General features: G+C 48.7%; 12 protein-coding genes, 1 riboswitch and 1 other annotated feature. Of the genes, 5 read left to right on the forward strand and 7 right to left on the reverse strand.

The genetic code is table 11. The features are described from left to right. The first annotated feature begins 135 nt into the window (after positions 1-135). Entirely contained in the window at positions 136-1401 is a 1266-nt protein-coding gene (locus tag IQ294_RS06915) for a BaiN/RdsA family NAD(P)/FAD-dependent oxidoreductase (protein WP_203333268.1), read from the forward strand. 253 nt (positions 1402-1654) lie between these two features. Here IQ294_RS06915 and leuS read toward each other — a convergent pair whose 3' ends face one another. From leuS to IQ294_RS06935, 4 genes are all read right to left on the reverse strand, one after another. After that, positions 1655-4066 carry a leucine--tRNA ligase gene (gene leuS, locus IQ294_RS06920; protein ID WP_203333269.1) on the reverse strand — a complete coding sequence of 804 codons (2412 nt, stop codon included), beginning with the start codon at positions 4064-4066 and terminating at the stop codon, positions 1655-1657. 44 nt (positions 4067-4110) lie between these two features. Further along, positions 4111-4317 (reverse strand) — a binding site (T-box leader). A 45-nt stretch (positions 4318-4362) separates the two neighbouring features. Next, positions 4363-5016, reverse strand: a complete 654-nt coding sequence (locus IQ294_RS06925) for a 3-oxoacid CoA-transferase subunit B (RefSeq protein ID WP_203333270.1) — start codon at positions 5014-5016, stop codon at positions 4363-4365. A 17-nt stretch (positions 5017-5033) separates the two neighbouring features. After that, positions 5034-5726, reverse strand: a complete 693-nt coding sequence (locus IQ294_RS06930; RefSeq protein WP_203333271.1) for a CoA transferase subunit A — start codon at positions 5724-5726, stop codon at positions 5034-5036. Between the two features lie 135 nt (positions 5727-5861). Continuing rightward, complete coding sequence (locus IQ294_RS06935; protein WP_203333272.1) at positions 5862-7058, reverse strand: MDR family MFS transporter; 1197 nt, start codon at positions 7056-7058, stop codon at positions 5862-5864. Positions 7059-7219: 161 nt separating this feature from the next. On the opposite strand from IQ294_RS06935, the gene mnmL reads away from it, so the two are divergent. After that, a complete protein-coding gene (gene mnmL, locus IQ294_RS06940) occupies positions 7220-8173 on the forward strand; it encodes a tRNA modification radical SAM protein MnmL/YtqA (protein ID WP_203333339.1) in 954 nt (317 codons plus the stop codon). Next, positions 8170-8730: a tRNA 5-(aminomethyl)-2-thiouridylate-methyltransferase MnmM gene (gene mnmM / locus IQ294_RS06945; protein WP_203333273.1), complete on the forward strand. Its 561-nt coding sequence runs from the start codon at positions 8170-8172 to the stop codon at positions 8728-8730. The genes mnmL and mnmM overlap by 4 nt, the downstream gene beginning before the upstream one ends. A gap of 259 nt (positions 8731-8989) precedes the next feature. On the opposite strand, the gene IQ294_RS06950 is transcribed toward mnmM, so the two are convergent. Together IQ294_RS06950 and IQ294_RS06955 are read right to left on the reverse strand one after the other, a co-directional pair. After that, entirely contained in the window at positions 8990-10018 is a 1029-nt protein-coding gene (locus tag IQ294_RS06950) for an LLM class flavin-dependent oxidoreductase (protein WP_203333274.1), read from the reverse strand. A 21-nt stretch (positions 10019-10039) separates the two neighbouring features. After that, positions 10040-10843, reverse strand: a complete 804-nt coding sequence (locus IQ294_RS06955; protein ID WP_203333275.1) for an alpha/beta hydrolase — start codon at positions 10841-10843, stop codon at positions 10040-10042. A gap of 110 nt (positions 10844-10953) precedes the next feature. Between IQ294_RS06955 and IQ294_RS06960 the strand changes: the two genes are divergently transcribed. Beyond that, on the forward strand, positions 10954-11466 hold the full coding sequence (locus IQ294_RS06960) for a gamma carbonic anhydrase (protein ID WP_203333276.1): 513 nt from the start codon (positions 10954-10956) through the stop codon (positions 11464-11466). 48 nt (positions 11467-11514) lie between these two features. On the opposite strand, the gene metK is transcribed toward IQ294_RS06960, so the two are convergent. Further along, positions 11515-12711: a methionine adenosyltransferase gene (gene metK, locus IQ294_RS06965; RefSeq protein ID WP_203333277.1), complete on the reverse strand. Its 1197-nt coding sequence runs from the start codon at positions 12709-12711 to the stop codon at positions 11515-11517. Positions 12712-12916: 205 nt separating this feature from the next. Continuing rightward, a riboswitch (SAM riboswitch) is annotated at positions 12917-13032 on the reverse strand. Positions 13033-13267: 235 nt separating this feature from the next. Here metK and pckA point away from each other — a divergent pair. Then, positions 13268-14857, forward strand: coding sequence for a phosphoenolpyruvate carboxykinase (ATP) (gene pckA, locus IQ294_RS06970; RefSeq protein WP_203333278.1), 1590 nt, complete (start codon positions 13268-13270; stop codon positions 14855-14857). The last annotated feature ends 20 nt before the right edge of the window (positions 14858-14877 follow it).

Here is a 14877-nt window from a genome sequence, read left to right on the forward strand (position 1 = left end):
TCGTGTATACTAAAGAAAAGTGAAAGTGCCCGTTAAGCTCTAAAACGGCTTATGCCCCGAAGAGCTGGGCGGCTGGAGTCTGATCCCAATGCTCACCTACAAGCAAATAATAAACGAAAGCGAGTTCTTCCTACTATGTATGACGTCATTATCATCGGCGGAGGTCCATCTGGCCTCATGGCTTCAATCGCCGCAGCTTCATCTAACAAAAAAGTTCTTTTGATCGAAAAAGGCAAAAAACTCGGTAAAAAATTGATCATCTCCGGCGGCGGACGCTGCAATGTCACCAATCGCCTGCCGCTTGAGGAAATTGTAAAAAACATCCCAGGTAACGGTAGATTTCTCTACAGCCCCTTTTCCGTATTCAACAATGAGGACATCATCTCCTTCTTCGAAGGGCTCGGTGTCGCGCTGAAAGAAGAAGATCATGGCCGCATGTTCCCGGTTTCGAACCGTGCACAGGATGTGGCCGATGCCATGTTCCGTGAAATGGACCGGCTCGGTGTCGAAGTCCTGCTTGATTCACCGGTCAAGAAATTATTGATGACCGACGAAAAAGTCACAGGTGCCCGCCTTCATTCCGGCGAAGAATACACAGCGAAAGCGATTGTCCTTGCTGTCGGTGGAAAAGCTGTTCCCCAGACCGGTTCGACAGGAGATGGCTATCCATGGGCGGAAAAAGCCGGCCACACGGTCACTGACCTGTATCCGACAGAAGTGCCGCTCCTGTCAAAAGAGCCGTTCATCGTCAGCCGCGACCTTCAGGGACTAGCCCTCCGCGACGTTGCAGTTTCAGTGTTGAATAAAAAAGGCAAAGTTCTGGTGACACACCAGATGGACATGCTGTTCACCCATTTCGGACTCAGCGGTCCTGCCATTCTTCGCTGCAGCCAGTATGTGGTCAAGGAAATGAAAAAGACGGGCGGCGCACCCGTAGAGATGCGCATCAATTCAATGCCGGACGAAAATGCCGAATCCGCATTTCAGCTGCTCTTCAAAATGATGAAGGACGACCCGAAAAAAGCGGTTAAAAATGTCTGGAAGAGTCTCGCACAGGAACGCTGGCTGCTGTTTCTTCTGGCACGCGCAGGAATCGATCCGTCTGTTACCGGTGCAGAGCTTGCCAGTGAAAAAGTCCGTGCCATGGCGTCACAATTGACCGCCTTCACTATGGAAGTGACCGGCACGCAGCCGATCGAAAAAGCATTCGTCACAGGCGGCGGTGTGTCCATCAAGGAGATCGAGCCGAAAACAATGGCTTCACGCAAGAAGCCCGGTCTGTATTTCTGCGGTGAAATCCTGGATATCCACGGTTACACAGGCGGCTATAATATTACGTCGGCTCTTGTGACCGGCAATGTCGCCGGCAGAAGTGCGGCAGATTTCGCAGCACAATTATAGATCAGAAAACCCTTCGCAAAAATTTTGCGAAGGCTTTTTTTCAATATTGTACAGATTTTTTTCCAAATTAAGGATTTACTATCCGGAATGGTTAAAATGCTATCCGGAATTTCGAAATACTATCCAGATATTAAAAATACTATCCGGAACGGACTAAATACTATCCAAATAAATATCAGCATTCTTTTTTCCAATTTCAGCCAATAAAAAACCGGAGCTCCAGCTTCTCAGCCCGAACTCCGGTTTCATTAAATTATGCAATTACCACATTCACCAATTTCCCAGGAATCGCAATCACTTTACGGATCCCTTTGCCTTCCGCAGCTTTTTGGATGGATTCATCCGCAAGCGCTGCCGCTTCCAGTTCCTCTTTCGTGCTGTCTTTCGCAACAACGATTTTCGTTCTCACTTTGCCGTTCACCTGCACAACAACTTCCACTTCATCGTCGACCATTTTCGACTCATCGAATGTCGGCCATGCCGCGTAGGTCACCGTTTCCGTGTGGCCAAGTTTTTCCCACAGTTCTTCCGCGACGTGCGGTGCAATCGGCGACAGCATCTTCACGAAGCCTTCCACGTATTCTTTCGGGATGGCATCCGCTTTATAGCCTTCATTGATGAAGACCATCATCTGTGAAATGGCTGTATTGAACCGCAGACCTTCGAAATCCTCAGACACCTTTTTCACAGTCTGATGATAGACTTTTTCCATTTTGCCGTCGTTAGCTTCAACGATTTTCGCACTCAACGCATCATTCTCGATGAACAGGCGCCATACGCGGTCAAGGAAACGGCGCGCTCCGTCAAGACCGTTCGTCGACCAGGCAATCGAAGCGTCAAGCGGCCCCATGAACATTTCATACAGACGCAGTGTATCTGCCCCGTGGCTTTCGATGATCTGGTCCGGGTTGACGACATTGCCTTTGGATTTCGACATTTTTTCATTGCCTTCACCCAAAATCATTCCCTGGTTGAATAATTTCTGGAATGGCTCTTTTGTCGGAACCACACCGATATCATATAGAACTTTATGCCAGAAGCGCGCATACAATAAATGAAGGACCGCATGCTCGGCTCCGCCGATATACACATCAACCGGCAGCCAGTGTTTCAATAGTTCCGGATCTGCAATGGCTTCATCATTTTCCGTGTCGATATAACGCAGGTAGTACCAGCAGCTGCCTGCCCATTGCGGCATCGTGTTCGTTTCGCGGCGGCCCCTCAATCCCGTTTCCGGGTGTACGACATTCAGCCAATCTTCGATATTGGCAAGTGGTGATTCACCTGTTCCACTCGGCTTGATATCTGTAGTCACCGGCAACACTACTGGAAGATCTTTCTCGTCAACCGGAGTCATCGTGCCATCTTCCCAGTGGATGATCGGAATCGGCTCGCCCCAGTAACGCTGACGGCTGAACAGCCAGTCGCGGAGACGATACGTGATTTTCTTCTCGCCGACACCTTTTTCAACAAGCCAGTCGATCGCTTTCGCAATCGCTTCGGTTTTATTCAATCCATTAAGGAAATCAGAATTGATCAGTTCACCGTCGCCGGCGTAAGCTTCTTCATCGATATTGCCGCCGGATACAACTTCCACGATCGGCAAATCGAATTGTTTCGCGAATTCATAGTCGCGTTCATCATGTGCCGGAACTGCCATGATGGCACCTGTTCCATAAGTCGCCAATACATAATCCGCAATCCATATCGGCATCTTCTCGCCGCTTGCCGGGTTGATCGCGTAAGCTCCAGTGAATACACCAGATTTTGATTTTGCCAAATCTGTGCGCTCGAGATCGCTTTTCGTTTTTACGTCATCAATGTATTTTTCAACAGCATCTTTTTGTTCAGGTGTTGTAATACTTGAAACCAGTTTGTGCTCTGGCGCCAAGACTGCATAAGTCGCACCGAAAATCGTATCCGGGCGAGTCGTAAATGCACGGAAGGAATGGTCATTTCCATCGATTTGGAACTCAAGTTCCGCCCCTTCCGATTTTCCGATCCAATTGCGCTGCATGTCTTTCAGACTTTCCGGCCAGTCAAGGTCGTCCAGATCTTCGAGTAAACGATCCGCGTATTCAGTTATGCGCAATACCCACTGGCGCATCGGGCGGCGTTCGACCGGATGGCCGCCGCGCTCCGACAAACCGTCGATCACTTCTTCGTTTGCAAGGACTGTGCCAAGTGCCGGACACCAGTTGACCGCCACTTCATCGACGTAAGCCAGGCCTTTATTGTACAGCTGGATGAAAATCCATTGTGTCCATTTATAATATTTCGGATCCGTCGTGTTGATCTCACGGTCCCAGTCATACGAGAAGCCGAGTTCCTGGATTTGGCGTTTGAACGTCGCGATGTTTTTCGCTGTGAATTCCGCCGGATCGTTTCCTGTATCAAGTGCATACTGCTCAGCCGGCAAACCGAAAGCATCCCAGCCCATCGGATGCAAAACGTTATAGCCCTGCATGCGTTTCATACGGCTCAGGATATCCGTCGCCGTGTAGCCTTCCGGATGCCCGACGTGGAGTCCGGCGCCTGATGGATACGGGAACATATCAAGTGCGTAGAATTTCGGCTTGTCGAAATCCGTTTCCAGTTTGAAAGTTTTATTTTGTTCCCAATGTTGCTGCCACTTTTTTTCGATAACTTTGTGCTTGAATGTCATTGTGTTTTCCTCCTCAAAATAAAAAATTCCCGCCCCTTATAAAAATAAGGGACGGGAATCACCCGCGGTACCACCCAAATTAGCGATTGCTCGCCCAACTTGATTCCTTAACGCGGAGAACGGTGCATATTACTAGATTCACATACACTGACTCAAAGGCGAGTTCAACCGCTTTATCCACCGGCTTGCACCAAACGCCGGCTCTCTGGGGGAATAAAACACGGTTTACTGATCCTCATCATAGTCATTTGCTATTACCTTCTATTCTATACGACCCGCCGATTTTTGGCAATGGCTCAGGATGTTTTGACGTTTTCAGTGTTCAGCGGTGCATCAGTCGAATCGACGACATCCTGGACGCTGAAGCCTTCAAACACTTCCGTTAACACAAGTCCGCTGTCGGTCACTTCGATGACTGCGCGTTCCGTGATGATTTTGTTGACGACGCCTTTGCCGGTCAGCGGCAGATCGCATTGTTTCTTGATCTTGGCGGAACCATCTTTCGATACATGGTCCATGATGACGATGACTTTTTTGGCACCGTGGACCAGATCCATCGCTCCGCCCATCCCTTTGATCATTTTGCCTGGAATCATCCAGTTGGCAAGGTCGCCGTTCTCGGCAACTTCCATGCCGCCGAGTATCGCTACGTCGATATGCCCGCCGCGGATCATCGCGAACGATTCGGCACTCGTGAAGAAAGCGGAGCCTGGAATGGTCGTCACAGTTTCTTTTCCGGCATTGATCAAGTCCGGATCGACTTGCTCTTCAGTCGGATAAGGTCCGATGCCAAGCAGGCCGTTTTCTGATTGCAGCACGACCGATTTATTATCTGATATGAAATTCGCCACCAGAGTCGGCATCCCGATTCCCAGATTGACGTAATCGCCGTCTTTTATCTCTTTCTCAGCGCGTCTCGCAATTCGTTCTCTTACCATTTGCTTATCCATATTCTCAGTCTCCTCCCTTATGCCTGTCTTGTCGTTAAACGCTCGATGCGTTTTTCCTGTTTCGCTTCCAGCAATCCCTGCACATAGATGCTCGGCGTCTGGACATGGTTCGGGTCGATTGTTCCGGTTTCAACGATTTCTTCGACTTCAGCGATCGTAATTCTGCCGGCAGCCGCCGCCAGCGGATTGAAGTTTTGCGCGGTTTTGTTATAAACGAGATTGCCCATTTTATCGGCTTTGGCAGCCCGTACCAATGCAAAATCAGCACGGAGTGCATGTTCCAGTACGTATTCCTTGCCGTCGAATTCACGGATTTCTTTTCCTTCCGCAACGGTCGTGCCGACGCCAGCTGGAGTGAAAAATGCCGGAATGCCTGCTCCGCCAGCGCGCATTTTTTCAGCTAACGTGCCTTGCGGCGTCAGTTCGACTTCGATTTCACCAGACAGCACCTGGCGTTCGAACTCTTTATTTTCACCGACGTAGGAGCCGATCATTTTCTTGATCTGTTTATTTTTCAGCAGCAGTCCCAGTCCCCATTCATCTACGCCGCAATTATTGGAAATGACCGTCAGATCTTTGATGCCTTTTTCCACCAGCGCCAGGATCAATTGTTCCGGAATCCCGACCAGGCCGAATCCTCCGACCATAATGGTCGCTCCGTCCTGTATCGGTTCCACCGCTTCTTTTGCAGAACTGTAAATCGGTTTCATTTATTATGCCCCCTCAGCTTTATGTATGAGTATTCACATTATTTAAACGCTTTCATTCTAATTTAATCAAAGTCCCCACCTAAACGCAACCGGAAGCAAAAAGAACTCCGCACGGGGCGGAGTTCCTTCATCTACTTATACCATCACTTTTTCCCGTTCCTTTTCCGCCTCTTTCCGCTTCAAAGGAATATCATAGATCAATGAGGTTCCGATCGCAGCGACCAACAGGACCGTCACGAGCAGGAATAGGGCCGGCATACCATACAGATCGACCATGATTCCGCCCATGAGCGGTCCCACCATGCGTCCGCCAGTTGCGACGCTGTTGACGATGCCCTGATAGAATCCTTCACGGCCTTTAGGCGCCAATTGATTGGCAAGCGCCGGAACTGCCGGCCAGACGAACATCTCACCAATCGTTAATATTGCCATCGATATGATGAACATGCTGAATTGCTCCGCAAATGCCACCACCAGATACGACACCATCATGATCGCTATGCCGATGACCAATTGCTGCTTGATGTTATCTTCGATCCTTTTGATGATCGGCCGGATGAGCGGCTGCCCGAGAACAATCAATGCCCCATTCAACGTCCAGAGAAAACTGTATTGCGGCAAAGTGATGCCGATTTCCTGCGTATAGGCGGAAATCGTCGACTGCCACTGGACATAGCCGACCCAGCAGAGCAAATAGCCGGCCGATACGATCAATAAAGCATAGAAAGGCGCCCGATTGCGGATTTTCTTCCCTTCATTGAACACACTGGTATGTGCAGTCGCTGAAATCGACATCGATTTAAAGCCGAATAAAGCGATGAAGAAAAACAACACATACATTCCCAGATTCGCCATAAAAATATAATCAAACGAGATGGCAGCCAGCACACCTGCCATTGCCGGACCCACTGCCACTCCGACATTCTGTGCCAGGTAAATGGCGTTGAACGCCTTTCGGCCACCTTCAGGCCATACCGTACCAACCATCGCATACATACTCGGGAACACGATTCCGCCGCTGAATCCAATGATCGTATAGAAAACGACAAATGGCACAAAATCATGCCAGATGGTCAAACCGGTCAACGCAAAAATGGTGACGATGATGCCCCCCATGATCGACTTGTAGCCGCCGATGCGGTCAAACAGCATGCCGCCAAGAAGATTCCCGATAACGGCAGCTCCCGCGTTCGCCATCAATACGAGTCCCGCGAGCGATAAGGATTTCCCCAGATGATCGTGCATATATATCGTCGTCAACGGCCACAGAAATGAATTCCCGGTGACATTGACGAGCATTCCAATGATTAAAAGCCAAACTTGTTTCGGCATCTTCTTATCTCCTCTTAGCTCAATTCCAAGAGTCATTGTATGCCATTTCCTGCCACTCCACAAGTTAATTTTCGGTGAACACCCATTATCAGATATTTCAGCCGTTAGAGCGAAAATTCCAGCCATGCTACAATACAGGATGAGGAGTTGTTATTATGGATATGAATATGAACCTGCCTTTTTCTTCAGACGGCAAACGCTATTACACATGGAATCGCCATCTGCGCGACCATTTTGGCCATAAAATCATGAAAATCGCACTGGATGCCGGATTTGATTGCCCGAACCGGGACGGCACTGTCGCATACGGCGGATGCACCTTTTGTTCCGTCGCCGGGTCCGGTGATTTTGCCGGCGACCGCGTCGATCCGATTCCAGTGCAATTTGAAAAAATCAAAGAAAAAATGCATAAGAAATGGAAAGACGGCAAATATATCGCTTACTTCCAGGCGTATACCAATACCCATGCCCCGCTGCCGGTCATCAAAGAAAAATTTGAAGCAGCACTGGCACAGGAAAATGTGGTCGGCCTGAGCATCGCCACCCGCCCCGACTGTCTGCCGGATGACGTGGTTGATTATTTGGCCGAGTTGAATGATCGGACATACCTCTGGGTTGAACTGGGGCTGCAGACCATTCACGAGGAAACGGCAAAGCTTGTCAACCGCGCACATGATTTTAACTTGTATAAGGAAGGCGTCGAAAAATTGCGCAGCCGCGGGATCCGCGTGTGCACGCATATCATCAACGGCCTCCCTCTTGAAGACAAGGAAATGATGATGGAAACAGCCCGCGAAGTTGCCAAGCTTGATGTACAGGGGATTAAAATCCATCTATTGCATCTATTGAAAGGGACGCCGATGGTCAAACAGTACGAAAAAGGGATGGTCGAATTCCTGGAAAAAGATGAATACATCAAACTGGTCGCCGATCAGCTGGAAGTCATTCCACCCGACATGATCGTCCAGCGCATTACCGGAGACGGGCCCATCGAATTGATGATCGGCCCGATGTGGAGCGTCAACAAATGGGATGTGCTGAACGGCATCGACGCGGAACTTGAAAAACGCGGCAGCTGGCAGGGCAAATTATTTCAAAAGGCGGTGGAAGCATGACATTGATGCGTGTCCTCCCTTTTACGAAACTTTTGCTGGAGCAGGCCGTTGAAGCCGGTGACCACGTGATTGACGGCACTGCCGGAAATGGTCATGATACGTTATTTCTTGCCGAATTAGTCGGTGAAGACGGAAAAGTCTATGCCTTTGATATTCAGGCAGATGCCATCAAAGCAACCCGTGAAAGGGTCAAGGATTTTCACAATGTCGAATTGATCCACGGCAGCCATGCTGAAATCGATCAGCATGTAACTTCACCGATCGGCGCCGCTGTTTTCAATCTCGGCTACCTGCCTAAAGGCGATCACAGCATCATCACAAAAGCCGGATCCACCCTGGCAGCCATCAGCCAGTGCCTTCACTTGCTGAAGGTCCATGGCATCGTCGCCATCGTCATTTATTCCGGCCATGAAGGCGGCAGTGAAGAACGGGATGCCGTGATGGAATTTGTCTCTCAGCTTCCGCAGGTCCAATTTGACGTCTTGCAGTACCAGTTCATCAACCAGCAGCACTCGCCGCCTTTTTTGGTGGCGATTGAAAAAAAGCGGATTAAATGAATAGAGAGGAAAGAGCCTTTGCGGAAGTGATGCAAAGGCTCTTTTCCGTTTAGATGGATATGGCCATTCAGGGACAGACCGGCATCCGGATGGAACATGGAATTGTCGAGGCTGATCGGTTCGATTCTGTATCTGGTGATCATGGTCTTGTTCACTTTTTTTGCCTATCGGGAATATTTTATCGGGATCGGCGCATAAGGCCGGCAAAACGAAAAAGACCGGTTGGAGGATATTGCTCCAGCCGGTCCTTTTCTGTTCTTCACTTATTATCAGCCATTTCATGATTGCGGTTTTTCATTTCTTCCGCAATAAGCTCAAAGGTTTTCAGCCTATCATCGAAATCATATGCCATTGATACCACCATCACTTCATCCGCCTGGTATTCAGCGGCCAGTGTTTCAAGCCTGTCAGCCACTTGTTCAGGGGTTCCGACAACCATCCTTCTCCGGTTTTCTTCAACGAGTAATTTCTCGAACTTCGTATATTCATAGGCAAGTGCTCTATCTGGCGGTGGCGTGCCTTTTGAAGGCATTCCCTGTGCGCCCATCGACAATGCCAGGTCGAGTGACGATGCCACCCGCTCCGCTTCTTCTTCGGTCGCCTGGCAGACGGCGAAAATCGCAAACCCCACATAGGGCTCTGTACCTTCTGCAGGTTCGAACCGTTCCCTGTAAGTCCTTGTAAAATCCTGTCCGCCTTCGCCGTTGATGAAATGGGCGAACATATAAGGCATGCCTTTGTCAGCCGCCAATAAAGCCGAGGACATGCTGGAACCGAGAATCCAGATCGTTGGCGCAGAGTCTGTAAGCGGCGTTGCCTTCATGCCATGATACATATGCTCCTCTGGAATCGCGTCATTCAAATACATCGAAAGTTCATCGATCTGATCCGGAAAGCGGTCGACATTACGCGAACGCCCTTCATTTAATGCAAGTGAGGCACGAGGCATTCCCCCAGGCGCCCGTCCGACTCCGGCATCGATCCTTCCGGGATACAGGGCTTCCAGCAGTTTGAAATTTTCCGCAATCTTAAAGGAAGAATAATGCGGCAGCATGACTCCGCCTGAACCCAGCCGGATCGTTTTCGTTACGGCGCCCAGGTGGGAAATCAGAATTTCAGGTGAAGAACCCGCCAATGTCGCAGCATCATGATGTTCCGATACCCAAAAACGGGTATAGCCCCATTCTTCCGCTTTTTGTGCAAGCATTGCTGTTTGTTTCAATGCTTCCCCCGGATTACTACCTTCAGATACCGGGGATTGATCAAGAATGCTGTACCGCAATGCCATAGTCCCTGCTCCTTCCAACTCTTATTTCACTACATACCCCAATGTCCTCAAAATATTTTTCAGGAATAAATGAGTCGTTGTAAATACATCTTCGCGTTCAGGTTCCTGATACAGATCGTGATAGGCATCTTTCCATTCTTTATAACTGAATTCTTTCAGCTCCTGCTGCTTCAGCCAAATTTTTGCAGCTTCCTTATCTGTTACACGATCTTGTTCGGCCGTGTGGATAAAAACAGGAATGTCCGGAAACTTCACTTTCCCGCTGTTCATTGCCTTCATATAAGATTGCAGTTCACGGTACCACTTCACCGTAACAACCGGACGGTATAATTCATCTGACCAATCAGCTTCAATGATCTCCGGGTTGCGTGTAAGATCTTCAATCTTCAAGTCATGATTGATTTTCATATTTGGCGTCAATTTATGTAAACCGGGTAATGCACTGGAAAGTTTCGAAGGCGTCTTGATGAGCTGCAGCCACGGGGATGTGAATACGACACCAGCAACATTGTGATGTTTTCTGCTCAGATAACCCATCGTCAGCAGCGCACCGAAACCATGTGCAATGATGAAGATCGGCACCCCATCATCAAAGGCGGCTTCCAACATGTCGTCAATTGCTTTTTCATAAACAGAAAAACTGACCATATGCGGTTTTCCTGCGGCCCGGCTTCTGCCATGCCCCGCCAGATCACCCATTACGACATGAAATCCGGCAGAGCGCCATTGCTCGATTTGCCAGCTGTACCTGAAATGATGTTCATATGCACTGTGGACCAGTACGATCACTGCCTTCGCTTGTCCTTCAGCCTGCCATTTCCACATTTCTCCCGCCCCTTTCAGTTGAAGATCAGCATAAATCCTGTTTAAAGTTGACCTTTCAAAAGGATTTGCTACCATTAAAGATATACTATCTTGATTAAAGGAGTTTTACCATGATTTACCCATACAAAGACAAACACCCTCAAATAGACCCATCCGCATTCATTGCTGATTTCACAACGATCACCGGCGATGTGAAAATCGGCGCAGAATCATCCATCTGGTTCAATACCGTCGTCCGGGGCGATGTCGCTCCGACGGTCATCGGCAATAAAACCAATGTCCAGGACCTGTGCATGCTGCACCAGAGCCCGAATAATCCACTGATCCTAGAAGATGAAGTGACGGTCGGACACCAGGTGACACTCCATAGCTGCATAATCCGTAAAAACGCTTTGATCGGCATGGGTTCTGTCATTCTGGACGGAGCTGAAATTGGAGAAGGTGCCTTTATCGGTGCCGGCAGCCTGGTTCCTCAAGGGAAAGTCATCCCGCCTGGCACACTGGCTTTCGGACGTCCAGCCAAGGTGATACGTGAACTCAATGAAGACGATATCGCCGATATGGAGCGCATAGTCCGCGAATATGCAGAGAAAGCCGCTTATTATAAATCCTTGCAAAAATGAAAAAAACCGCACATGCCACTTGGCTCGTGCGGTTTTCATCTATTTCACTCAAATTCCTGACTGTTCTTTCAAAGCAGCTGCTTTATCTGTACGTTCCCAAGGAAGATCCACATCTGTGCGGCCGAAATGTCCGTAAGCTGCAGTCTGTTTGTAGATTGGACGGCGCAGATCAAGCATCTTGATCAATCCTGCCGGACGCAGGTCGAAATTATTGCGGACCAGTTCGATGAGTTGGTCTTCGCTGATTTTACCTGTTCCGAATGTATCAACTGAAATGGAAACCGGATGTGCAACCCCGATCGCATAAGCCACTTGGACTTCACATTTATCGGCCAAGCCTGAAGCAACAATATTTTTCGCTACATAGCGCGCTGCGTATGCACCGGAACGGTCAACTTTCGTCGCGTCCTTACCGGAGAATGCGCCGCCGCCGTGGCGGGCATAGCCACCATAAGTATCAACGATGATCTTACGGCCAGTAAGACCCGCGTCTCCTTGAGGTCCGCCGATAACAAAACGGCCAGTCGGGTTGATGAAGTATTTGGTTTCGTCATCCAGCAAATGTGCCGGAACGACATCATTGATGACATATTCTTTGATATTGCGCTGGATCTGCTCAAGTGTTACTTCCGGATGATGCTGAGTCGAGATTACGATAGTATCCACACGAAGCGGCTTATCGTTTTCATCATATTCAACAGTCACCTGTGTCTTACCGTCAGGACGCAAATATGGAAGGATCTCTTCCTTGCGCACTTCCGCTAAACGGCGTGCCAATTTATGTGCAAGTGAGATCGGCAGCGGCATCAACTCTTCAGTTTCATTGTTCGCGTAACCGAACATCAAACCCTGGTCTCCTGCACCGATATCATCAAGTTCCTTGTCAGTCATCTGGCCTTCGCGTGATTCAAGCGCCACGTTCACTCCAGCGGCAATATCAGGTGATTGCTCATCAATTGCTGTCAGGACTGCACTTGTTTCAGAGTCAAAGCCATATTTTGCGCGTGTATAACCGATATCTTTAACGGTTTGGCGCACCACTTTCGGGATGTCTACATAAGTTGTCGTAGTTATTTCCCCTGCTACAAGAACAAGTCCTGTCGTAACGGTTGTTTCGCACGCTACACGAGCGTTCGGATCTTCTGCGAGGATCGCGTCCAGGATGGCATCTGAGATTTGGTCACAGATTTTATCCGGATGTCCTTCTGTTACTGATTCTGATGTGAATAATCGACGGTTTGTCAAAAAATGTTCCTCCTTATATCCTGCGAGATTGCTCTCGAAATTGATACGGTACTCATTTTCCCATGTCAAGTCCGTTCCAAACAAACTGGATTGAACTTCAAGCCGTTCCGTGGCCTTTGCACACGAGGATTAAGGGCTTTTCATAAAAAAATCCCTTCACTCATTCATTAATGAGGAAAGGAGAAATCATCATACGCACCTTTCACTCTTATCGTCCAAGGCCTTTTCGCCTTGCTTCAGGTTTGGCACCAGCGCTGCGTCATAAGCAGCAGGTTGCCGGGTTTCATAGGGCCTGTCCCCTCCACCAGCTCGGAATAAGAGTATCCGTTCAATTTTCCATCATACGGAACTGACAATATGATGTCAACGATTTTCATAGTTTATTTATGCTCAATGTTCCATTAACCCTCATATTTGGCATTAAATTCGTACAGAGCGTGAATTTTGAAATCAACCGGGTTATTAGTATAGACTAATCGAGTTAATGTGTTATACTATTGTTCGAATATAACTCTTCCCCAATGCCTTGGGAATAACCGAAAAGGAAGGTACATATATGAACTCAGTTAACTTGCAAAACGATTTGAAAGATCTTTTAAACGGCTCCAATGTCAATGTCCAATGGTCGGTTCCACAATTGGTGGAAGCTGCCACTTCACGCGGAGAAGCAGTTTTGACGCGCGAAGGCGCTGTGAAAGCCGAAACGGGGAAATACACTGGCCGCTCGCCTAAAGACAAGTATATGGTAGAAGAAGATATTTCGAAAGATAAAATTGACTGGGGTTCAGTAAACCGTCCGATTTCTTCTGAAATTTTTGAGAACCTGTATGCAAAAGTCCTTAAACACTTAAAAGAAAAAGATGAGTTGTTCGTGTTCAAAGGCTTTGCTGGTGCAGACCCTGAATCACGCCTGCACATCCAGACGATAAACGAATACGCGTGGCATAACCTGTTTGCCCACCAATTATTCATCCGTCCGACTGCCGAAGAGATGAAAATCCATGATGCCCAGTTTACGGTTGTCTATGCACCGACTTTCAAAGCTGATCCGGCTGTCGATGGCACAGATACAGAAACGTTCATCATCGTTTCAATGGAACAGAAAGTGATTCTGATCGGCGGCACTGAATATGCTGGCGAAATGAAAAAATCGATCTTCTCCATCATGAACTATATCCTTCCTGAAAAAGGCATCCTGCCAATGCACTGTTCAGCAAACGTGGGCCAGGACGGCGATGTCGCCCTATTCTTCGGATTGTCGGGTACTGGCAAAACGACACTTTCCGCAGATCAGGACCGGAAACTCATCGGTGATGACGAGCATGGCTGGTCTGATAACGGCGTGTTCAATATCGAAGGCGGCTGCTATGCGAAAACGATCAACCTGTCACGTGAAAACGAGCCGCAGATTTTCGATGCTATCCGATTCGGATCGGTTCTTGAAAATGTTGTCGTTGATCCGGAAACACGCATCCCTGATTACGATGACGGTTCATTGACTGAAAATACGCGCGCTGCTTATCCGATCGATGCAATCGACAACAGCATCCAGCCTTCATTGGCCGGACATCCGAAAACGATCGTCTTCCTGACTGCTGATGCTTTCGGCGTATTGCCTCCTATCAGCCGTTTGTCGAAGGAACAGGCAATGTATCACTTCCTGAGCGGCTATACTTCGAAGCTTGCCGGCACAGAGCGCGGCATCACTTCACCTGAAGCGACATTCTCGACTTGCTTTGGTTCACCGTTCCTGCCGCTTCATGCGACAGTTTACGCAGAAATGCTCGGCAATAAAATCGATGAGCACGAAGTCGAAGTCTTCCTGGTCAACACAGGCTGGACCGGCGGCGAGTACGGCGTCGGCAACCGCATGAAACTTTCATATACACGCACAATGGTTCGCGCAGCGATCAAAGGCGAATTGAATGGCGTGGCTACGGAACAGGAAGCCGTATTCGGCCTCAGCATTCCACAGGAAATTCAAGGAGTGCCGACTGAAGTTCTGAACCCGCGTGACGCATGGGCTGATAAAGCAGCCTACGATGCAAAAGCTAACGAACTTGCTCAAAAATTCCAGGACAATTTCAAGAAATTCGGTACCGTATCCACTGACATCAGTGCTAAAGGCGGTCCATTGAATAAATGATAAGCAAAAGCACATCCGGC

This window comes from Planococcus beigongshangi (genome assembly GCF_016820495.1).
GTDB lineage: Bacteria > Bacillota > Bacilli > Bacillales_A > Planococcaceae > Planococcus > Planococcus beigongshangi.